Here is a 20,891-nt window from a genome sequence, read left to right as displayed (position 1 = left end):
GACCGGCTTCCTCGTGCGGTTGAACCACTCTCACAAAAGCCCGACCCGGCCTCGACGCAGGATGGGTCGGGCGGCGTTCCGCGAGGTACGAAACCCATCGCTTCGGAGGTGATGGGTTTCGCGGAGCTCCACCCATCCTACGGGCTGTGTGCAATCTACGGCGGCAAATCCCCATCGCCCTGGCGGCGGGGCCAGACCAGGCTGAAGCGCGCGCCGCCGAGGGTGTCGCTGCGGCCGATCTGTGCGCGGCCGGCGTGCCAGTAGATGATCCGCCGCACGATGGAGAGCCCCAGGCCGTGACCGCCGGAGGCGCGGGTGCGGCTGTCGTCGAGGCGCAGGAAGGGGGTGAAGATGCGCTCCCAGTGGCTTTCCGGCACGCCGGGGCCGTCGTCCTCGACATCGATTCGGCAGCGCTTGTGGCCGATCTGGTAGCTCAGCCGCACCCGCGATTCGGCGTGGCGCATGGCATTGCTCACCAGGTTCTGCAGAGCGCGGTGCAGGTAGCGCGGCTCGGCCTCGACCCAGGCGCCCTCGCCGCTGGCGGTGAGGCACTGGCCGCGCTCCACGCGCACGGCGACGCGCAGCGGGGCGAGTTCGGCGATCACCTGGTCGAACAGCGCATCCAGGTCCACGCGCTGGAAGTTCAGCGCCGGCGTGCCCTGCTCCAGGCGGGCGTAGGTCAGCATCTCGTCCACCAGCTTGTCGAGCTCCTGGATGTCGCCGTCCATGCCCTCCATGTACTTGCGCCGGGCGCTCTCGGTCTCCGCGTCGGCGATCATCTCCAGGCCGAAGCGCAGGCGCGCCACTGGCGTGCGCAACTCGTGGGAGACCGCCCGCACCAGCTCGCGCTGCACCGACAGCAGCTGCTGCAACTGCTCGGCCATGCCGTTGAAGGCCGCCGCCAGGCGCCCCACCGAGTCGGCGCCCCTGGCCGGCACGCGGGCATCGAGCTTGCCGTGGGCGATCCGCGTGGCGGCGCTCTCCAGGCCCAGCAGGCGGCGCTCCAGCTGACGCACCAGCAGGTAGATGGTCAGGCCGATGAAGCTCAGGCCGAGCAGGCCGATCAGCACCAGCAGCTCCGGCGGGTAGGGGTTCATCAGGTACAGCGGGCCGATCTCCAGCACCCAGGGCGTGTCGACGATGCCGGCGAAGATGCGCACCGAATCGCCGCCCTTGCCCAGGGCCATCACCGTGTCGCCCTCGTCCACGCGGCGGCGCTGGTCCTCATCCAGGTCGGCGTCCTTGAGGGTGATCAGGTGCAGGTCGAAGCCGAACTCCTTGCCCTCCTTCAAGGCCGCCAGGCGCTGGGGCTGCTCGCGCACCGGGAAGCGCACCAGCTCGTCGATCAGCAGGTAGACGGTGGCGCGGGCCAGCTGCTCGCTGATCTGCTGCACCTCGCCGGTGAGCACCAGGTGCTCCTGCTCGCTGACCAGGCTGTAGACCTTGGCGGCGTGGGGGCCGGTCTGCTCCACCAGCACCTGCTTGCGCAGCACGCGGCTGCGCACGCCGCTGTCGAGGCGATCCTCGTCCAGGTCCTGCAGTGCCAGGGGGATGCCCATCAGCCGGCTCCACAGCACCAGGGCGCGGCGCCGCTCGATGGCGGTCATGGGCTCGAGGTTGTCGGACATCAGGCGGAAGGTGCCGCGCGCCAGGCTCTCGCGGTACTGGTCGGCGCGCACCTCGTTGACCTGGTGGAAGGTGAACACCCCCAGCAGCGCCACCAGCACCAGGGTGATCAGCAGCCCGCCGTAGATGCGCAGAAAGATCGAGTTCATCGACGCCCACCGTCACGTTCGAGCAGGCCGAAGCAATCCAGACTGAGGTAGCGCCCGTCCTTGTACTCGCACTCGCGGCGCACCCCCTCGTGGACGAAGCCCAGGCGGCGCAGCAGGCCGCTGCTGGCACCGTTTTCGGTGTCCACCACCGCCTCGATGCGGTGCAGGCGCATGGCATCGAAGCCGTGGCCGATGGCCGCCTCCAGGCATTCGCGCATCACCCCGCTGCGCCAGTGCTCGGGCATCAGCCAGTAGCCGAGCTCCGCACGGCGATGGCTGTGGTCCCAATCGTGGTAACCGCAGGCGCCGAGCAACTGCTGGGGGTTGTCGCGCCGGCAGATGCCCCACCAGAGGCCGGTGCGCTCGCGAACCAGCGAGCGGTACCAGTCCATCTGCACACGGGTGGCCTCCAGGCTGCCGTAGGAGACGCCGTAGTAACGGATCACATCCGGGTGGGAGAGGCCCAGGAAGATGGCGCGGGTGTCGGCCCGGCCAATTTCCCGCAGGCGGAATCGGGTGGTTTCTAGGGTGGGAAACATGGCGCTCTCGGCTGGAGAATGGAGCGCCTTCGTCCCGAAGCGGAGCGGCGCCTCCTTATATAAGGCTCAAAGCAGGCCTTCGGCCGCCTCCCTGACAAAAAGATAGCCCTTGCTGCGCACCGTCTTGATCAGGCGCGGGTGCATGGGGTCGTCGCCGATCTTCGGGCGGATGCGCGAGATGCGCACGTCGATGGAGCGATCCTGGCCGTCGTACTCGATGCCGCGCAGGGCATTGAAGATCTCCTCGCGCGAGAGGATGCGCCCGGCGTTGGCCGCCAGCAGCCAGAGCAGGTCGAACTCGGCGCTGGTCAGCTCGATGCTGCGCTCGTTGAGCCAGGCCTCGCGCATGGCGTTGTCGATCACCAGCGGGCCGAACTCCAGGCGCCGCACGTTCTCCTCGACAGGCTCGGACAGGCCGCCCTCGCTGCGCCGCAGCAGCGCGCGGATGCGCGCCAGCAGCACGCGCGGGCGTACCGGCTTGCACACGTAGTCGTCCGCGCCCATCTCCAGGCCCAGCACCTGGTCCATGTCGTCGGTGCGCGCGGTGAGCATGAGAATGGGGCCGTCGTAGCGGCCACGGACCTTGCGGCAGATGGACAGGCCATCCTCGCCGGGCAGCATGAGGTCCAGCACCACCAGGTCGGGCTGCTCCTTGAGAATGCGCGCCACGGCCTGGCCACCATCGGACTCGATAGCCACTTTCAGGCCGTTGCCCTCGAGGTACTCGCGGGTCAGCTCGGCCAGTCGTTGGTCGTCCTCGACGATGAGGATGCGCCAGGATTCTTGCTCCACCACGTACTCCTAATAGACTGCATCAAGGCCGTGAAACGGGCGGCATTGTAGCAACGCCCCGCATTCTGCACAGTGCATGCCAAAAACCCCACGAAACACTAGATATTGTGTTAGCGTGCGCACCGTCCGACATCCTCGAAACAGCCCGCTCCAGAGTGTCGCAGCCGCGACGAACGGCGTACGCCAGGCCCCACGAGGGCTACCGCAAACTCTCCCCGCCTCACCCACAATTCACCCACAAGTTATCCACAGCTTTTCCAGTTCCCCTCGCCTTGCAATACCCCCCAGAGCGCATTATCTTGTACCCCCATCACGCCAGACCCCTACATATTGGGTTTGGCTAGATCACGGGACACAATCAGAATCAAGCACGAAATGCCTTTTTCGCAGGCTTCGAACCCCGTGATGCATTAGGAGTCCAACCCGCTGCGCGGCCCCGGCCGACAGTGCCGGCCCGGGACACGAATGACGTGACTGGAACCGGAAGAGCGGTGTACCACCCCAGGGTGTCGCACCACTAGGTATTGTGTTTGTCGCTGCGCCTTAACACAGCGACCTTAGACTTGCTGGGCCAGGGAGGCATTCGAGTCCCCTGCCCTTCCTGCCTTGTAGTAAGCGCCACGAACCCGGCCTCGGCCGAGCCAGCGGCGTTTGTAAAACGGAATGACGGACGCTCACGCGCCCGACTCAACAAATAGAGAACATGGAGACCCCCATGCAGACCGAAACCACTCGCGAGAACCCGCAGGCCAACGCGCCGCAGGCAGCCGATTCCACCCAGGATCTGGCCGCCACCGCGCCCGGCCAGCTGCGCGTGATCAAACGCAACGGTACCGTCGTGCCCTACACCGACGACAAGATCACCGTTGCCATCACCAAGGCGTTCCTCGCCGTGGAAGGCGGTACTGCCGCTGCCTCTTCGCGTATCCATGAAACCGTCGCGCGCCTGACCGAACAGGTCACCGCCACCTTCAAGCGTCGCATGCCCTCGGGCGGCACCATCCACATCGAAGAGATCCAGGACCAGGTCGAACTGAGCCTGATGCGCGCCGGCGAGCAGAAAGTCGCCCGTGACTACGTCCTGTACCGCGAATCCCGCGCCCAGGCCCGCAAGAGCGGCGCCGCCGACATCGCCCAGCCGCACCCGAGCATCCGCGTGACCCGCGCCGACGGCAGCGTCGTTCCGCTCGACCTGGGCCGCCTCAACACCATCATCAGCGAAGCCTGCGAAGGCCTGGCCGAAGTCGATGGCGACCTGATCCAGCGCGAAACCCTGAAGAACCTCTACGACGGCGTGGCCGAGAAAGACGTCAACACCGCCCTGGTGATGACCGCCCGCACCCTGGTAGAGCGCGAGCCGAACTACTCCTACGTCACCGCCCGCCTGCTGATGGACACCCTGCGTGCCGAAGGCCTGGGCTTCCTCGGCGTCGCCGAGAGCGCCACCCACCACGAGATGGCCGAGCTCTACGCCAAGGCTCTGCCGGCCTACGTCGAGAAAGGCGCCGAGTTCGAACTGCTCGACCCGCAACTGAAGACCTACGACCTGGAGAAACTGGGCCGCGCGCTGAACCACGAGCGCGACCAGCAGTTCACCTACCTGGGCCTGCAGACCCTGTACGACCGCTACTTCATCCACAAGGACGGCATCCGCTTCGAACTGCCGCAGATCTTCTTCATGCGCGTGGCCATGGGCCTGGCCATCGAAGAGAAGAAGGACCGTGAAGAGCGCGCCATCGAGTTCTACAACCTGCTGTCGTCCTTCGACTACATGAGCTCGACCCCGACCCTGTTCAACGCCGGTACCCTGCGTCCGCAGCTCTCCAGCTGCTACCTGACCACCGTGCCGGATGACCTCTCGGGCATCTACAGCGCCATCCACGACAACGCCATGCTGTCCAAATTCGCTGGTGGCCTGGGCAACGACTGGACCCCGGTCCGCGCGCTGGGCTCCTACATCAAGGGCACCAACGGCAAATCCCAGGGCGTCGTGCCCTTCCTGAAAGTGGTCAACGACACCGCCGTTGCCGTGAACCAGGGTGGCAAGCGCAAGGGCGCCGTCTGCGCGTACCTCGAAACCTGGCACATGGACATCGAAGAGTTCATCGAGCTGCGCAAGAACACCGGTGACGACCGCCGCCGCACCCACGACATGAACACCGCGAACTGGATTCCGGACCTGTTCATGAAGCGCGTGTTCGACGACGGCCCCTGGACCCTGTTCTCCCCGTCCGACGTGCCCGACCTGCACGACCTGACCGGCAAGGCCTTCGAAGAGCGCTACGAGTACTACGAAGCCATGGCCGGCTACGGCAAGATCAAGCTGCACAAGACCATCGCCGCCAAGGACCTCTGGCGCAAGATGCTCTCCATGCTCTTCGAGACCGGCCACCCGTGGCTGACCTTCAAGGACCCGTGCAACCTGCGCAGCCCGCAGCAGCACGTGGGCGTGGTCCACAGCTCGAACCTGTGCACCGAGATCACCCTCAACACCAACAAAGACGAAATCGCCGTGTGCAACCTGGGTTCCGTGAACCTGGTGAACCACATCGTCGACGGCAAGCTGGACACCGCCAAGCTCGCCAAGACCGTCAAGACCGCCGTACGCATGCTCGATAACGTCATCGACATCAACTACTACTCGGTCCCGCAGGCGAAGAACTCCAACCTCAAGCACCGCCCGGTTGGCCTCGGCATCATGGGCTTCCAGGACGCGCTGTACCTGCAGCACATCCCCTACGGTTCCGACGCCGCCATCGACTTCGCCGATAAGTCCATGGAAGCCATCAGCTACTACGCCATCCAGGCGTCGTGCGACCTGGCCGACGAGCGCGGTTCCTACGAGACCTTCGACGGCTCGCTGTGGAGCAAGGGCATCCTGCCGCTGGACTCCCAGCAGATCCTCATCGAGGCCCGTGGCCAGAAGTACATCGACGTCGACCTGACCGAGTCCCTCGACTGGGCCCCGGTACGTGCTCGCGTACAGAAAGGCATCCGCAACTCCAACATCATGGCCATCGCACCGACCGCCACCATCGCCAACATCACCGGCGTGTCGCAGTCGATCGAACCGACCTACCAGAACCTGTACGTGAAATCGAACCTCTCCGGCGAATTCACCGTGATCAACCCCTACCTGGTTCGCGACCTGAAAGCCCGCGGCCTGTGGGACCCGGTCATGGTCAACGACCTGAAGTACTACGACGGCTCCGTGCAGCAGATCGAACGCATCCCGCAGGACCTCAAGGACCTGTACGCCACCGCGTTCGAAGTGGAAACCAAGTGGATCGTCGACGCCGCCAGCCGTCGCCAGAAGTGGATCGATCAGGCCCAGTCCCTGAACCTCTACATCGCCGGCGCCTCGGGCAAGAAACTCGACGTCACCTACCGCATGGCTTGGTACCGTGGCCTGAAAACCACCTACTACCTCCGTGCCCTGGCCGCCACCAGCACCGAGAAGTCCACCATCAACACCGGCAAGCTCAACGCAGTGTCCTCCGGTAGCGATGAAGGCTTCAGCGCAGCGCCCGCCGCCGCGCCGGTACCGGCACCCGTGCCGCAAGCGTGCTCGATCGACAACCCCGACTGCGAAGCCTGTCAGTGACAGGTGACGCGCGAATCTGAGCGGCACCCGCGTTGTTGCCGGGCCGCTCCGGCTCCTCACGTACGGTCGTACGCTCCGGGGCCAGAGCAACCCGGCGCCTAGCGCTCACTCGCTCAGCTTCGCGCTCGATCGCAGTAGCCCTCTCCCTTCGGGGAGAGGAGCTCAAGCAGTAACAGCACCACCGAATTTCATGGCCGCTCCCTTATAGAGAGAAGCCACACGCGCAGGCCCAGGCCGCGCAGCAAGACCGAACACCGTCAACCGCGAACGCGGCATCCATCGGGCAGCGCTGACACAGACGCCCGTGACCAGGCCCCGGCGGACAAGCAGTTCGGCAGTAAAAGCTTCAGCGTGCACCCACCCACGCACCATTTACCCAGGCCGGCAGAGAACGGCCGAACCAACCAGGAGAGAGGACAGATGCTCAGCTGGGACGAATTCGACAAAGAAGACGCCGCCGCACCCGCCGCCGCCCAACCCAACGCCGCGACCAACGCCGCAGCCGCTGCCGGCGCCGACAAGCTCGATGACGAGGCCGCCGGCTCCGTACAGGAAGCCCGCGCCGTATCCGCCGCTGACTCCGACGCCGTCGCCCGCGCCAAGAAGGCCCTCGACGCCCTCGACATCCAGGAAGGCCTGGACGACCTCGAAGGCGCCTCCGCGCGCGTACAGGTCGGCGACAAGCAAATGATCAACGCCCGCGCCGACCTCAACCAGCTCGTACCCTTCAAGTACGACTGGGCCTGGCAGAAGTATCTGGATGGTTGCGCCAACCACTGGATGCCGCAGGAAGTGAACATGAACGCCGACATCGCTCTGTGGAAGAGCAAGGACGGCCTCAGCGAAGACGAGCGCCGCATCGTCATGCGCAACCTCGGCTTCTTCTCCACCGCCGACTCCCTGGTTGCCAACAACCTGGTGCTCGCCGTCTACCGCCTGATCACCAACCCCGAATGCCGCCAGTACATCCTGCGCCAGGCCTTCGAGGAAGCGATCCACACCCACGCCTACCAGTACTGCATCGAATCGCTGGGCATGGACGAGGGCGAAATCTTCAACATGTACCACGAGATCCCGAGCGTCGCTAAAAAGGCGTCCTGGGGCCTCAAGTACACCCGCTCCATCTCCGACCCCGAGTTCAAGACCGGCACCCCGGAGACCGACCGCCAGTTCCTGCGCAACCTCATCGCCTACTACTGCGTACTGGAAGGCATCTTCTTCTACTGCGGCTTCACCCAGATCCTCTCCATGGGCCGCCGCAACAAGATGACCGGCACCGCCGAGCAGTTCCAATACATCCTGCGCGACGAATCCATGCACCTGAACTTCGGCATCGACGTGATCAACCAGATCAAGATCGAAAACCCGCACCTGTGGGATGCCGCCATGAAGGACGAAGCCACCCAGATGATCCTCCAGGGCACCCAACTGGAAATCGAATACGCACGCGACACCATGCCGCGCGGCGTACTGGGCATGAACGCCGCGATGATGGAGGACTACCTCAAGTTCATCGCCAACCGCCGCCTGACCCAGATCGGCCTCAAAGAGGAATACCCGGGCACCACCAACCCGTTCCCCTGGATGAGCGAGATCATGGACCTGAAGAAAGAGAAGAACTTCTTCGAAACTCGCGTCATCGAGTACCAGACCGGCGGTGCGCTGAGCTGGGATTGATTCCGGGTCGAACCATTAGGAACACATAAAACGCTTCAACCTGATACGGATTTTCGGGGTAGCGAAGAAAGACAAAACCCCGCCTTGTGCGGGGTTTTTCTTAAAAATAAATTAGCAATCTCTGCGAGTTACGTTTTCGCCGTGACAAAAAATAAAACTATGGAAACCAACAACACCATATCTAATAGCGATGCTAGGAAGATAGCCGATCTCAGAATAAAAGAGATAACCACCACAATAACCTCCCCTCCATATTTTGACATGAAGGATTATGGAAGTAAGAATCAAATAGGATTTGGCCAAACATACAAGCAGTACTTAGATGACCTCCAAAAGGTATTTCAAAGCATCTATGAGTCAACTAAAAGTTGCGGCACCCTATGGATAGTCATTGATACATTCAAAAGCGAAGGAAAAGTAGTTCCCCTTCCATTTGATCTCGCTGCCAAACTATCCGAAATAGGCTGGCTACTTCAAGACGTGATCATATGGAAAAAGGACAAGACTGTTCCTTGGTCTGGAAATGGATTTGTTCAGCGAAAATTTGAATACATACTGTTCTTCTCTAAGTCCGAGAAATTCAATTATTTCAAGGATCGAGTAAAAAAATATGATACAGCCCACCTAAAAAAATGGTGGGTAAAATACCCAGAGAGATATAACCCCAAAGGTAAGTCTCTTGATGAAGTATGGGAGTACCCAATACCGACCCAAGGCTCATGGGGTGATAAATATGTTAGACACTTTTGCCCGCTCCCTACTGACATGATAGGTAATATGATTCAGCTCTCGAGCAATGAAGGGGATTTGGTAATGGACCCCTTTGCTGGTAGCGGATCTGTTCTATCGCAAGCAGCCTATATGGGCAGAAACTACTTCGGAGTAGAGCTCAATAAAAAATACATAAAAATGTTTGAGAAATACTTGAAAGAGACTCATGAAGAAGGATCAAGAAAATACAAGGAGTTCAGTCTTCAGAACAAAGAGCAGGCAAAATTTGAAGAACTGATACTGAACTTAAGAGCATTAAAATTTGCAAAAATAATTTATAAAAACCTGAAGATCGCCAAACATCAAAGCAGCTTAATATTGGTAAAAATCACAGGAAAAAGCCAAGAGCAACACAAACTAATCAAAGTGAGATACACACTTATCGACAGCTCCGATAAAAATGAGATCTTGGAGGCACTAGAAAATTCCATAAAATCCCCCCCCCTCTCAAAGTTTGGTATTGAACCAGAGTTCGAGTTTCTAAGCAGCGAAGATATAAACCTCGAGAAACTCAGCCTATACGGATATACCGAGACAAACACACATTTTTCCACAGGAAAGATCGAGACCCTCTCACAAACGGGAAAAGCTAGAATCATAAGCGATATATTTGTCAGCCTTAAGGAAAGCGATTATGAGTAAAGGAATAACAAAAAAAATAATAAAAAATAAGAAGAAGCCAAAACTGACTGCTGAACAAAAGGCTCAGTTAAAAGAGCAAAAGGCACAAAGAAAAGAAATATCAACCTTACTAAAGAATATAGGTTTCAAAAATATCCCATCAATTGATGGGAAGGAATTTATATTTAACAATAGGACCTCTGAAATAGATGACATATTCTTCCATGAGAACGTCATTCTATTAATGGAATATACGATCACAAACGACCCTGGAGCCCATCTACTGAACAAGGAGCATTTTTATCAACGTGTCTGCGAAAACCCTTCTGAATTCATTAAATTTGCGATTCAAGAACCAAAACTGAAGAGCTTTGCCTCAGCATACAATACTCATATATCGAGCAAATATTCACTCAGCAAGATAATTGTCAAAATATTGTACTGCTCTAAGAAAACCATTTCCCCAGAGCACAAAAGGGTAGCAACATCCCCACTATATTTTGACTATCATCTTGTAAAATACTTCTCAAGCCTTTCAAAAGTAATAAAACGCTCCACAATACATGAGTTCATAGACTTCCTCGGTATCCCTTACAAATCATTTGGAGAAAACTCACTAAAGTCACATAGCGTATCAAAGGAAACTTTCTCAGGCCATATTCTTCCGGAAGAGCACAGCTCATTTTCGGAGGGATATAAGATCGTATCCTTTTACATGGACGCCAACTCATTATTACGTCGATCTTATGTACTTCGAAAGGAAGGCTGGCGCAAGAAGGAAAATGTGGGTCACTACCAAAGAATGCTAATCCCCTCAAAAATAAGTGGCATGCGGAAATATCTCCACGAAAAAAATAGAGTATTTGTAAATAATATTATAGCCACTCTATCTCTCGACAAGATCAAACTCTACGATGAGAATGACGAGCAGATCGCAATATCTTCCGACGGTCAAATAATTGGCCAAGGGCAAACAGCTGTTACTCCCACAAAGATAGAAATCAACAACGAACCCAATATTATTGGCGTCGTTGACGGCCAGCATAGGACCTTTGCTTACCACGAAGGCGATGACAATTACGAAGTAACAATATCTAAACTCCGTGAAATACAAAATCTTTTGATAACTGGCATTCTTTACCCACAAAGCGAAGCAAAAGAAAAAAGATTAAAATTCGAAGCCAATCTTTTCTTAGAGATCAATGCGAATCAAGCTGGTGCCAGCTCACAATTAAAACAAGAAATTGAACTAATGATAGACCCATTCTCCACTATTTCAATTGCCAAAGCAGTACTTAATTCGCTTAATAACTCCGGTCCACTCTCTGGGCTTTTTGAGGAATTCTGGTATGAAAAAGGCAAACTAAAAACATCCTCTGTAATTAGCTATGGATTAAATCAGCTTGTAAAGCTTGATGGGAATGAAAGTTTATTTTCCTCATGGAGCCACCCTGACAAAGAAAAACTACGCGCCTTCAACAGCGAAAGCTATGAACTCCTGACCCAATACAAAGAATATTGCACAACAGAGATTCGAGAGATATTTATTGCCTTTAAAAGTCAACTTGATAGCAGTAAGTGGAAAATTGACAGAAAAGATCCAAACTGCATTCTTAGCGTCACCACAATCAATGGCATTCTAAACTGCCTTAGACTTCTCACCAAAAATAAAAAACTAGACAAATCTAAAGGCTACAGCAGCAAATTAACAGCAATCAACAACTTCAATTTTAAAAATTACAAATCCAGCCAATACAGACAAATGGGCGAGAAACTGTATTCCACCTACTTCTGATTCATATCAACGTAAGCAACAAGCGCGTAGGGTGGATGACGCTCTTCTCATCCACCAGCTTTTCCACCCGCAACACCAATGGCTCAAGGAGGGGTCATGTCCAACTACCGTCGCGCCCGGATGCGCGGGGGCACCTACTTCTTCACCGTCAACCTGCGTAACCGGCACAGCGACCTGCTGGTCCGCGAAATCCACCTACTGCGCACCGTGGTACAGGCGGTCAAACACCGCCGCCCCTTCCATATCGATGCCTGGGTCGTGCTCCCCGAACACATGCACTGCCTCTGGACCCTGCCACCGGGCGACGACGACTTCGCCATGCGCTGGCGCTCGATCAAATTCGCCTTCTCCAAACGCCTGGCCGACACCGAATCCCGCACCGAGGCTCAACGTGCCCGGGGCGAACGCGGCATCTGGCAACGCCGCTATTGGGAACACCTGATCCGCGACGACCTCGATTACCAACGGCACTTCGATTACATCCACATCAACCCGGTGAAACACGGCCATGTGCGGCGGGTGTGCGATTGGCCGTATTCGAGCTTTCACCGGGCGGTGCGGGATGGCATCTACCCGGTGGACTGGGCCGGGGATGGCGTGGCGGACGACGACGCTATTCGCTGGGGAGAATGAGGCTGGGGCGGGCCTCGTCTGGTGGATGAAAAGAGCGTCATCCACCCTACGCGTGCATCAACATCGATCCGATGGACTGGGCCGGGGATGGCTTGGCGGACGACGCTATTCGCTGGGGAGAATGAGGCGGGTTCGGGCCTCGTCTGGTGGATGAAAAGAGCGTCATCCACCCTACGCTGCCTTCACGTTTCCGCTCGCCGATCAGCCATTTCCCACGCGGTAACTGCATTGCCACTTTCCGGGTGCGCCCATAGCCTCCGTACCCGGCGCCTAAGAAACGCCCATCAAGCAGCGGTCCACCGCTCCCGAAAGTTCAGCGGCTTTTTTGTGCTCGCGGCATACTCGCGCACGCAAAAATCTCTGTTATGTCGGGAGTGGACTAATACAAGACCTGAAAGGGGAATACGTCCGGCCCTCTGCTTGGGGTTTTCTTAACTCCCGACGCCAGCAGCCCTAAGAAAGCTGCTTCATCAAGCAGAGGTAACGGATATGCCTGACTCCACCCACCCCCGCCCCGATCAAGAAATCCTCATCCCCACCCTCTTCACCCGCCACAAGCGCCTGCTGCGCGCCGTGTTGCTGGAAGACCAACCCTGGTTCGTGGTGACCGACCTGGCCCGGCTGATGAACCACCCGCCCCTGGCCGAGCGCCTGCCGCACAACCTGGATGACGACCAGATGCAGATCGCCTGGATACGCAACGGCCATGGCGACTTCAAGTGCGAATGGCTGGTGAGCGAATCCGGCGCCTATGCCGCGCTCATCCACTACTACCACCCGGAAAACCGCTGCATCCGCCAATGGATCACCCAGCAGGTGATCCCCTGCCTGCGCGCCGAACAGCCTCAGGTCGGCCACTGGCCCGTCCGTTCGGTGGCGCAATGGATGGGGCAGGAGTTGCAGGTGCTGCACTGGCAGGACGTGGTCTGGCTGCCCTTTGAGGACTGCCCGCGCCTGCTGCCCAGGCCGCCCCATGTGATCGGCTAGCACGACCGAGGGCTGGAGACTCCAGCCCTCATCGCCGCCCCTCAGAGCGTGATAACCGTCGCCGGATAGAACAGCACATTGAGCCCGAAGAGGATCATCCAGAAGCCGATCTCCAGCGTCTCGGTGATCGGCTGGATGCGCCGGATCGCGCCATACACATGCACCCCGAACATCAGGGTGAAGACCAGGAACAGCAGGTCGAACGCGTAGCTGTACCCGGTGCCCGTGGTGACGGCACGCAGCATGGCCAGCTCGATGATCAGGATGAACGCCCCCAGGCAGCGGCCGAAGTAGATCGCCAGGTGCTGGTGCTCCGGAATCCTCCAGCGCATGAGCCGCGCCCAGGCGATGGGGGCGACGAAGATGGGCAGGGCGAAGAACAGCGTCGTCACGATCATCAGCGTGGCGAGGTATTCCCGGCTGTATGGCGCGTAGTAACCAAGCATCACAGAACTCCTTGTTCCGTTGCCGCAGTGGGCATCGTTATTGTTTTAAGGCGCGTCTTGCCGGCGGAAGAATCGGGATGCGGGGAGCGGCGGGTCAAGGAATTCGCGGGATGGCAGTACCAAGGAAGGTGACGGGGGCAAGAGGGATGACGACCTAAGTCGCAACGTGCCCAAGGCACCTTCGCCCCTGCCCAGCGCCCCGGCTGATGACGTGCCCATCGCCGCTTCGTACTATCCCGCTCCCCGATTCATCGCCAAGGAATGCATGTGGAAAACAGGACCCGGCGTTGGCCGAAAATACTCGCGCTCAGCCTGGTGACCGCCACGCTTCTGGCTGCCTGGCTCACCACCGGCGTCTACAAGACGCGCTTCGCCGAGGACAACCGCCTGGTCTTCTTCATCAAGCGGCAGCCCTCCTTCCGGGTGGCATTCGTGAACCCCTTCGCCACCGATGCCGACAGCAAGCCCCTCAGCCGATTGAACGCGCAGGAGCGGCAGGAGGTGATCGACTACTGCCGGTATCGCCTGGGGATCGCCACGGAATTGAAGACGCAGGACGAGCTCGACAACTGCGAAGGGGCATCGCCGTAGTCGACCGGGCTCACCGCCCTCTTCCGGCTGCTGGCCAGGCACACCGCCCGCCCGGCAGACGCCCCGCTCGAAACTTACGGAATTTCCCCACAGGGCAACGACCTTGTCCGCCGCCGCCCCTCGCCAATACCGTTCAGCCAGCCCGGTGCGCCCACGGGCTGTGTGGACGGCCGCCGTGACTGGCCATGTCCTACCCCCAACAAGACGGCACAGTGCGACTCGCTCGAAGGTCCCGCGACCTTCGAGCGAGGCCAGAGCCGAGCAGGAGGAAACATGGAACTCGCCTTCGATCGCTACCCCCAGCAGCCCCACGGTGGAACCCTGGTCAACCAGGTGGTGCCCGCCGACCGGGTACGGGCAGAAATAGCGCGCGCACGCGCATTGCCGTCGATCCGCATCGACCTGGAGGCGGTGATCACCATCGAGATGATCACCACCGGCGTGCTCTCGCCCAACAAGGGCTTCATGAACCAGGCCGACTACCTGTCGGTGCTGGGCAATGGCCGGCTGGCCAATGGCACGGTGTGGCCGGTGCCGCTGAGCTTCGCGCCGGTGGGCGAGCGCAACCGCGAGGTGATCGCCGCCCTGGCGGTGGGCGATGAAGTGGCCCTGATCGACGAGCGCAACGAGCCGGTGGCCATCCTCGCCATCGACGACATCTTCGACTACGACAAGGAGGAGCGCGCCCGGCAGCTGTTCGGCACCACCGACCGCAACCACCCCGGGGTGGACGCCATCCACCGGCGCATGGGCGACGTGGCCCTGGGCGGCCCGCTGCAGCTGCTGCAACGGGTCGACTGGGGCCCCTTCGAATCATTGCGCCTGGAGCCCCGGGACACCTGGAAGCGCTTCTACGAGGAACGCGGCTTCCGCTCCGTGGCCGGCTTCATCACCGGCGCCAACCCGCTGCACCGCGGCCACGAATACATCCACCGCAACGCCCTGGAAGGCATCGACGGCCTGCTGCTGCAACCGCTGGTGGAAATGGCCAAGCGTGAATACGTGCGCCACGAGTACCGCATGCAGGCCTACCGCAACGTGCTGGAAACCTACTACCCGAAGGACCGCGCCATGCTCTCGCCGCTGCGGGTCACCTACATCTTCGCCGGCCCCCGGGAGACGGTGCTGCACGCCCTGATCATGAAGAACTACGGCTGCACCCACGCGCTGATCGGCCGCGACCACGCGGGGATCGGCAGCTACTACGACAAGTACGCCAGCCACAGCATCTTCGACCAGTTCACCCCGGACGAGCTGGGCATCGAGGTGCGCCTGTTCCACGAGGTGTTCTACTGCGTGCGCTGCGCCAGCCACGCCACGACCGAAACCTGCCCCCACGACGAGCGCTACCGGCTGAACATTTCCGGCACCGGCATCCGCGAGATGCTGCGCCACGGCCTGGTGCCGCCCAAGGAGGTGGTGCGCCCGGAGTCGGCCCTGGCGGCCATGCAGGGCATCCAGCCCAAGGGCCTGGGGGACGACGGCGAAGGCACCCTGCCCGTGGCCAAGGTGATCCAGAGCCTGTTCCCCTTCTACACCCGCTTCACCCGCCTGGGCGGCGTACCGCGCCAGCAGCCCCTGGAAGCGGACGCCCTCACGGTGCGCGACCTGGAACTGGCTTGCCACGAGGCGCGCAGCCACACAGGCGACGTCTACGACGGCGTCTACCGCGAGTACAGCGCCCTGCTGGACCACAACCGCAGCCTGCAGCCGGCCTGGGTGGAGGACGCGCGCGACGCCCTGCACCGGCAGCAGCGGCGCCTGCTCGATGACCTGGACGAGAAATTCAGCCAGGCGCCGGAGCTCGCGTCCGATGAGTTCATGTACCAGGGCCAGGCGGAAGTGCAGCAGGAACTGAGCGCCGCCCGTGCGCTGCTCGACGACATCCCGGCGGCCATGGATGCCAACCGCCTGGCCAACCGCACCTGGAACAGCCTGCCCTACCCCCGCTATCGCGGCGCCGACGACGCCTGAACCCGCGCCCCACGGCAGCGCTGCCCATGGCTGCCGTGGGGGACTTGGGCCAACGCCCCTCCGTTCGAAAAAAATTGTCGAGCCCTGCATCCATAACGATGCCTGGCGGGTAGTACAGATGGGCAGCCCGAATCTGCCTCTTCGATTACCTATCAGGAGATCGCCCCATGAACGTAAAACCTGCCAGTGGCCTGCTCAGCGGCCTCGTCCTGTGCCTCGCCCTGCAAAGCCTCAATGCCCAGGCGGCCGTGCCCGACGCCGTGAAGGTGCCCGATGGCCACAAGCTCGTGCTCGAAACCGTCGGCGTGGGCGAAATCACCTACGAATGCCGCGACAAGGCGGGTGCGCCAGGCCAGACCGAGTGGTTTTTCGTCGGCCCCAAGGCCGTGCTCAATGACCGGGCCGGAAAGCCGGTAGGGGACTACTTCGGGCCGCCGGCCACCTGGCAGGCCCGTGACGGGTCGAAGATCACCGGCACGCAGGTGGCCGTCGCGCCGGCCGGCACGGGCGATATCCCGTACCAGTTGGTCAAGGCCAACCCTGCCGAGGGCAAGGGCGCCATGAGCGGCGTCAGCTTCGTGCAGCGCCTGGCGACCCGGGGTGGCGTCGCGCCCAGCGATACCTGCGCCGCCGAGAACAAGGGGCAGCGGCAGGTCGTCAAGTACCAGGCCGACTACCTATTCTGGGGGGCCAACTGAGCTCGCCCGGGCAGGCGCGAGGCGAGCCGTCGGCTACGCTCAACGACACACCCCGGCCAGACGGGCCGGGGCACCCTCGAGCGCAGAAAGTGGACCAGCCTGCCAGCACCTTCGATTACCAGAGCCACCTCGACGCCTGCGCCCGAGGTGAGCGGCCGGCCTTGCAGGCGCTCTACGATCAGGAAGGTGCGCGGCTGCTCGGCGTGGCCCGGCGCATCGTGCGGGACGACGCCCTGGCCGAAGACATCGTGCACGATGCCTTCATCCGTATCTGGACGCGCGCTGCCAGCTTCGACCCGGCGCGTGGCTCCGCGCGCGGCTGGATCTACAGCATCACGCGGAACCTGGCGCTGAACCATGTCCGCGATGGTGCCCGGGAGGCGCCCCTGGATGATGCAGGCGCGGCGGTGCTGCACGCGCAGGTGGCGGAGGTGGACGACAGCCTGGCGGCGCACGGTTCAGCCAGAATTCATCAATGCCTGGAGCAGCTGGAGCCGGCGCGGCGGCGCTGCATCCTGCATGCCTACGTCGACGGCTGCACGCATGCCGAAATCGCCGCCCTGCTCGGCGCGCCCTTGGGCACGGTCAAGGCGTGGATCAAGCGCAGCCTGGCGTCGCTGCGGGAGTGCATGGGATGAACACCGAGCACAATGGCACCGGTCCCGAAGACCTGGACACCCTCGCCGGGGAATATGTACTGGGCAGCCTGCCGGCCAGCCAATGGCATGCCGTGCATGAGCGCCTCAAACACGACGCCGATCTGCGTTCAGCCGTGGCTGCCTGGGAAAACCGTCTGCTGGAGCTGACCGCGATCGTCGAGCCGAAAACCCCCAGCCCACGCCTGTGGAGCCGGGTATCCCGCACCCTGGACGCGCAACTCGATGGCGACGCCAAGGCACCGCGGCAGGTGGCCGTCCCCTGGCATCGGCGCTTGGGCGTATGGCGGGGCCTGGCGGGCGCCGGGCTGGCCGCAAGCCTGGTGCTGGCGACGATGCTGCTGACCACCAGCGCACCGCGCATCACCTACATGGTGGTGTTGGTGGCCCCCACCGACCAGACCCCCGGCTGGGTGGTGCAGGCCAGCGACAGCCGCCGGGTCCAACTGATCCCGCTCGGGCGTAGCGAGGTTCCGGGCGACAAAGTGCTGCAGTTCTGGACCAAGGCGGAGGGCTGGCAAGCGCCGGTATCCCTCGGCTTGGTCAAGCCTGGCGCGCAACTCAGCGTCCCCCTGGACCAATTGCCGCCGCTGGAGCCGAGCCAGTTGTTCGAGCTGACCCTGGAAAACCCGGGGGGCTCCACCACGGGCCGGCCGATGGGGCCCGTTCAATTCATTGGCCGGGCGGTGAAGGTCATCTAGCAGATTCAACCCTCTGTAAAATGAGCAGCTCACGACCCGGGCGGCACTCGTGAACTCCTTCGCCACCGATGCCGACAGCAAGAGATGCGTTGTCTTCCAGCTGCTCCGTCGTGCCCTAGCCGCGTGAATCGCCCCTACTTTCTCGCCAGGAACACCGCCAGCGCCGCAAAACGCCTGCGTGCCTCCCAGGCAAACAGGCGGTTGGCCAATGGGTCGAGCAGCACGCCCAGCCAACGCGGCCGCAGCGTCAGGCTGAAGCTGTAGATCAGCTCGGAGCGCCCCGCTTCGATATCGCGGTGGCGCATCGACGCCGCCCACGACTCGAACAGCCCCGTCGGCTCCACCAGCATGGCCGCCGCCACCTTGCCCGGCTGATAGTTCACGAAGCGGGTACGCATCGCCAGCAGGCGCTTCCAGCCCTTGCCCCGATTGAAGGAAACCGCGCCGATGGAAGGATGACTATCGCCCGCCTCCATATGCGCGACGGCCAGCAACGTGTCCCACTGCAACCGCACGCGATGGTTATGGAAGGCTTCGAAGGTGGCGTCGGCGGAGGCCGGCATGACCAGGGTGAAACGGTGGGTGCTCATGAAACTGGCGCCAGGAGAAATCTAGCGGCGAAGAGTAGTTCAAGAAGGGGCGTGAGCATCAGCCTGCACCGTGCATTCCTGCATTCGCTGAAGTACATCCTGAACTCGCGCATCCTGCTCTAACTCGCTCCAGCTTCCGCTAGCAACGATTTCTCCACCGTCGACGACTAGAACGCGGTCGAAGCGGGGCAATGCCTGCATATCGTGTGTCACGCAAATCAATGCCATGCCCTTGAAACGCTCGAACAACAAATCCCATACCTGCCGGGCTGAAACGGTATCCAGCGAAGCCGTGGGCTCATCGAACAGATTGAAAGCCCCGGGCCTCATGAGCACACGCAGCAATGACAAACGCTTCATCTCGCCCCCGGACAGATTCGTCCCCTGGTTCTGCACCTTGAATCCGCACAACTCGGCAGCGAGACGCATCAAACCCATCCGCCGCAAATAGTCCCTGAGTAGCGTTTGATCGTGCGGCTGGCCAAAGAGCACGGCCTCCATCAACTCCCCGCTCAACAAGGCTGGCGACTGCGGGCAGTAGCGCAGCAATGAGAATTGCCGTTCGGCAGCCGGCTCTCCCCGATGCCCCGCCCCGATGCGCAGGCAATTCCGTGACTCGCGCACTATGCCGGCCAGTACCTCGAGCAAGGTCGTCTTGCCCGCACCGCTGCTGCCGATGATGGCAACGCTTTCATCGCTCGCCAGCGAAAGGGGCTGCGTCAGTTGCAGCAGGCGCGCCCCGGCGCGAAGCACCCGCACGGGCTGCAGCACCAGGCCCATGCCGGGAGCATCATCAAGCGAGGCGGCCACAGCCCTGAAGTCTTCCAGGCCCAGCACCTCCTGGAAGCGCTTCTGATCGGAGGCGAACTGATCGGTGAAACGCTGAGCCTCGGCCATCGAGGCCACGCTGTTGAAGAAGGCGATAGCGAGGGTGAACATCGCCACCATCTCGCCAATCGACATGTACGGATCACTCGAGCGTTGGTCCATGAAGCCGAAGAACAGAATGCCCGCCGTGGACAGGCAGATGAAAAGCGCTTTGGCAGCCCCCAGCAAAGAGGCCGAAAAGCCGATGCGAGTCGCCGCGGCTGCATAGCCCCGGTATGCCGCATCCAGCGACGCGAAAGCCGACTCTGGTACTCCCTCGCACTTGATGGCCTTGGCGACACCGAAGGTCTGGGCGAAGGTCGATGCGACCTCGTCTTCCTGGTCGTTCAACGCGTCGATGTGAACACGCCGCCAACGGATGATCCGATGGTTCAGGTACAGGTACCCGGCAGCGCCAACCAGCACGGAAAGAAACACCCAGGCGCCTCCGTAGACCAGCAGTACGACGCTGACGATCAGTGTTTCCACCGCCAGGGGAAGGCCAGAGAGCAGGATGAAGGACAGCAGACGCTCATGGGCATTTACACCGCGGTCGACGGTGCTGATCAAGTTGCCTAGGCGCATTGCCGAGAAGGCTTCGAACTCCTTCCCCATGACACAACGCGCCCAGTGCAACGAGCTTTCGCAAACGCATTCCTGAACCAGCCGGGACAGATGAAGCGACTGGATCGGCATGACAACCACCTGAACGCCCCCTGCAATACAAAAAGCCAGGAGCAGCAAAGGGACGCTTTGTGCAGACGTTCCGTTGCCCGAAGCCAGGCCGTCGACGATATGGCCAAGCAACAGCGGCACCGCTATCGACGTGAGCTTCGCCAGCGTTACCAAGGCCAGCACAAGAGCGATTTTCCAGTAACGCGAAGAGAGCGCGCGGGTGATAGAAGCGTCAAGCATCGGTTGGGTCTCTATCCAGGATAGCGACGGCTCCATTTTGGGACGATAGCCATCGCGTCTGCGGAGGGTCAGGAACCAGGTGATTTCAAGTACAAAAGTCTATCGGGTGAACTTGCGGCTTATGGCTCGCTTGAAAAATGCGGAGCTGCTCGGCGCTGTAGAGAGAGGGGTATGAAGCTGGCGCAAAAAGAAGAGGCTTACGCCAGAATCGAGGCCATCCAAGAATCTAAGAAAAAATTCGCCACTGACCCAGGCGCGC

At 60.7% G+C, this 20,891-nt stretch carries 17 protein-coding genes; 11 read left to right on the top strand and 6 right to left on the bottom strand.

Annotated elements, in window-relative coordinates; translation table 11 throughout:
- Positions 1-155 precede the first annotated feature (155 nt).
- The 3 genes from ACYJSS_RS08130 to ACYJSS_RS08120 all read right to left on the bottom strand — a co-directional run bounded on the left by ACYJSS_RS08130 (position 156) and on the right by ACYJSS_RS08120 (position 3,106).
- The gene (locus tag ACYJSS_RS08130; RefSeq protein WP_236204433.1) at positions 156-1,775 is read right to left on the bottom strand and encodes an ATP-binding protein; all 1,620 of its coding nucleotides are present in this window, start codon (positions 1,773-1,775) and stop codon (positions 156-158) included.
- Positions 1,772-2,314, bottom strand: coding sequence for a GNAT family N-acetyltransferase (locus tag ACYJSS_RS08125; protein ID WP_236204434.1), 543 nt, complete (start codon positions 2,312-2,314; stop codon positions 1,772-1,774). The genes ACYJSS_RS08130 and ACYJSS_RS08125 overlap by 4 nt, the downstream gene beginning before the upstream one ends.
- Before the next feature lie 66 nt (positions 2,315-2,380).
- Positions 2,381-3,106 (bottom strand): response regulator, encoded by a 726-nt coding sequence (locus ACYJSS_RS08120; protein WP_173172217.1) that lies wholly within the window; start codon positions 3,104-3,106, stop codon positions 2,381-2,383.
- A gap of 715 nt (positions 3,107-3,821) precedes the next feature.
- On the opposite strand from ACYJSS_RS08120, the gene ACYJSS_RS08115 reads away from it, so the two are divergent.
- The 6 genes from ACYJSS_RS08115 (at position 3,822) to ACYJSS_RS08090 (ending at position 13,194) form a co-directional block, all read left to right on the top strand.
- The gene (locus ACYJSS_RS08115) at positions 3,822-6,710 is read left to right on the top strand and encodes a ribonucleoside-diphosphate reductase subunit alpha (RefSeq protein ID WP_111263366.1); all 2,889 of its coding nucleotides are present in this window, start codon (positions 3,822-3,824) and stop codon (positions 6,708-6,710) included.
- Positions 6,711-7,130: 420 nt separating this feature from the next.
- On the top strand, positions 7,131-8,387 hold the full coding sequence (locus ACYJSS_RS08110) for a ribonucleotide-diphosphate reductase subunit beta (protein WP_236204435.1): 1,257 nt from the start codon (positions 7,131-7,133) through the stop codon (positions 8,385-8,387).
- A 159-nt stretch (positions 8,388-8,546) separates the two neighbouring features.
- Positions 8,547-9,800: a DNA-methyltransferase gene (locus ACYJSS_RS08105; RefSeq protein ID WP_236204436.1), complete on the top strand. Its 1,254-nt coding sequence runs from the start codon at positions 8,547-8,549 to the stop codon at positions 9,798-9,800.
- A complete protein-coding gene (locus ACYJSS_RS08100; RefSeq protein ID WP_236204437.1) occupies positions 9,793-11,574 on the top strand; it encodes a DGQHR domain-containing protein in 1,782 nt (593 codons plus the stop codon). Before ACYJSS_RS08105 ends, ACYJSS_RS08100 begins: the two co-directional genes overlap by 8 nt.
- A 96-nt stretch (positions 11,575-11,670) precedes the next feature.
- Positions 11,671-12,207, top strand: a complete 537-nt coding sequence (locus ACYJSS_RS08095) for an REP-associated tyrosine transposase (RefSeq protein ID WP_236204438.1) — start codon at positions 11,671-11,673, stop codon at positions 12,205-12,207.
- Between the two features lie 489 nt (positions 12,208-12,696).
- Positions 12,697-13,194 carry a BRO-N domain-containing protein gene (locus ACYJSS_RS08090; protein ID WP_236204439.1) on the top strand — a complete coding sequence of 166 codons (498 nt, stop codon included), beginning with the start codon at positions 12,697-12,699 and terminating at the stop codon, positions 13,192-13,194.
- Between the two features lie 41 nt (positions 13,195-13,235).
- On the opposite strand, the gene ACYJSS_RS08085 is transcribed toward ACYJSS_RS08090, so the two are convergent.
- The gene (locus ACYJSS_RS08085) at positions 13,236-13,640 is read right to left on the bottom strand and encodes a hypothetical protein (protein WP_236204440.1); all 405 of its coding nucleotides are present in this window, start codon (positions 13,638-13,640) and stop codon (positions 13,236-13,238) included.
- Positions 13,641-13,901: 261 nt separating this feature from the next.
- Here ACYJSS_RS08085 and ACYJSS_RS08080 point away from each other — a divergent pair, with 261 nt between their 5' ends.
- From ACYJSS_RS08080 to ACYJSS_RS08060, 5 genes are all read left to right on the top strand, one after another.
- Entirely contained in the window at positions 13,902-14,231 is a 330-nt protein-coding gene (locus tag ACYJSS_RS08080) for a hypothetical protein (protein ID WP_373875091.1), read from the top strand.
- A gap of 273 nt (positions 14,232-14,504) precedes the next feature.
- Complete coding sequence (locus tag ACYJSS_RS08075; RefSeq protein ID WP_236204442.1) at positions 14,505-16,205, top strand: sulfate adenylyltransferase; 1,701 nt, start codon at positions 14,505-14,507, stop codon at positions 16,203-16,205.
- A 167-nt stretch (positions 16,206-16,372) separates the two neighbouring features.
- Positions 16,373-16,903, top strand: a complete 531-nt coding sequence (locus ACYJSS_RS08070) for a DUF3455 domain-containing protein (protein ID WP_111264062.1) — start codon at positions 16,373-16,375, stop codon at positions 16,901-16,903.
- Positions 16,904-16,992: 89 nt separating this feature from the next.
- Positions 16,993-17,541: a sigma-70 family RNA polymerase sigma factor gene (locus tag ACYJSS_RS08065; RefSeq protein ID WP_236204443.1), complete on the top strand. Its 549-nt coding sequence runs from the start codon at positions 16,993-16,995 to the stop codon at positions 17,539-17,541.
- Complete coding sequence (locus ACYJSS_RS08060; RefSeq protein ID WP_236204444.1) at positions 17,538-18,260, top strand: anti-sigma factor; 723 nt, start codon at positions 17,538-17,540, stop codon at positions 18,258-18,260. The genes ACYJSS_RS08065 and ACYJSS_RS08060 overlap by 4 nt, the downstream gene beginning before the upstream one ends.
- A 134-nt stretch (positions 18,261-18,394) precedes the next feature.
- Here the strand turns inward: ACYJSS_RS08060 and ACYJSS_RS08055 are convergent, their stop codons facing one another.
- Positions 18,395-18,850 (bottom strand): hypothetical protein, encoded by a 456-nt coding sequence (locus ACYJSS_RS08055; protein WP_043245152.1) that lies wholly within the window; start codon positions 18,848-18,850, stop codon positions 18,395-18,397.
- Between the two features lie 39 nt (positions 18,851-18,889).
- The gene (locus ACYJSS_RS08050) at positions 18,890-20,632 is read right to left on the bottom strand and encodes an ATP-binding cassette domain-containing protein (RefSeq protein WP_236204445.1); all 1,743 of its coding nucleotides are present in this window, start codon (positions 20,630-20,632) and stop codon (positions 18,890-18,892) included.
- Positions 20,633-20,891 lie beyond the last annotated feature (259 nt).

This window comes from Pseudomonas sp. No.21, assembly GCF_054558415.1.
Note: the sequence above shows the minus strand (reverse complement) of the source record. Positions and strands in the feature narration are given on the sequence as shown.

Coding starts and splice junctions, on each gene's coding strand:
- ACYJSS_RS08130 (WP_236204433.1), bottom strand. CDS start 1,775: ATGAACTCGATCTTTCTGCGCATCTACGGCGGGCTGCTGATCACCCTG.
- ACYJSS_RS08125 (WP_236204434.1), bottom strand. CDS start 2,314: ATGTTTCCCACCCTAGAAACCACCCGATTCCGCCTGCGGGAAATTGGC.
- ACYJSS_RS08115 (WP_111263366.1), top strand. CDS start 3,822: ATGCAGACCGAAACCACTCGCGAGAACCCGCAGGCCAACGCGCCGCAG.
- ACYJSS_RS08110 (WP_236204435.1), top strand. CDS start 7,131: ATGCTCAGCTGGGACGAATTCGACAAAGAAGACGCCGCCGCACCCGCC.
- ACYJSS_RS08105 (WP_236204436.1), top strand. CDS start 8,547: ATGGAAACCAACAACACCATATCTAATAGCGATGCTAGGAAGATAGCC.
- ACYJSS_RS08100 (WP_236204437.1), top strand. CDS start 9,793: ATGAGTAAAGGAATAACAAAAAAAATAATAAAAAATAAGAAGAAGCCA.
- ACYJSS_RS08095 (WP_236204438.1), top strand. CDS start 11,671: ATGTCCAACTACCGTCGCGCCCGGATGCGCGGGGGCACCTACTTCTTC.
- ACYJSS_RS08090 (WP_236204439.1), top strand. CDS start 12,697: ATGCCTGACTCCACCCACCCCCGCCCCGATCAAGAAATCCTCATCCCC.
- ACYJSS_RS08085 (WP_236204440.1), bottom strand. CDS start 13,640: ATGCTTGGTTACTACGCGCCATACAGCCGGGAATACCTCGCCACGCTG.
- ACYJSS_RS08080 (WP_373875091.1), top strand. CDS start 13,902: ATGCATGTGGAAAACAGGACCCGGCGTTGGCCGAAAATACTCGCGCTC.
- ACYJSS_RS08075 (WP_236204442.1), top strand. CDS start 14,505: ATGGAACTCGCCTTCGATCGCTACCCCCAGCAGCCCCACGGTGGAACC.
- ACYJSS_RS08070 (WP_111264062.1), top strand. CDS start 16,373: ATGAACGTAAAACCTGCCAGTGGCCTGCTCAGCGGCCTCGTCCTGTGC.
- ACYJSS_RS08060 (WP_236204444.1), top strand. CDS start 17,538: ATGAACACCGAGCACAATGGCACCGGTCCCGAAGACCTGGACACCCTC.
- ACYJSS_RS08055 (WP_043245152.1), bottom strand. CDS start 18,850: ATGAGCACCCACCGTTTCACCCTGGTCATGCCGGCCTCCGCCGACGCC.
- ACYJSS_RS08050 (WP_236204445.1), bottom strand. CDS start 20,632: ATGCTTGACGCTTCTATCACCCGCGCGCTCTCTTCGCGTTACTGGAAA.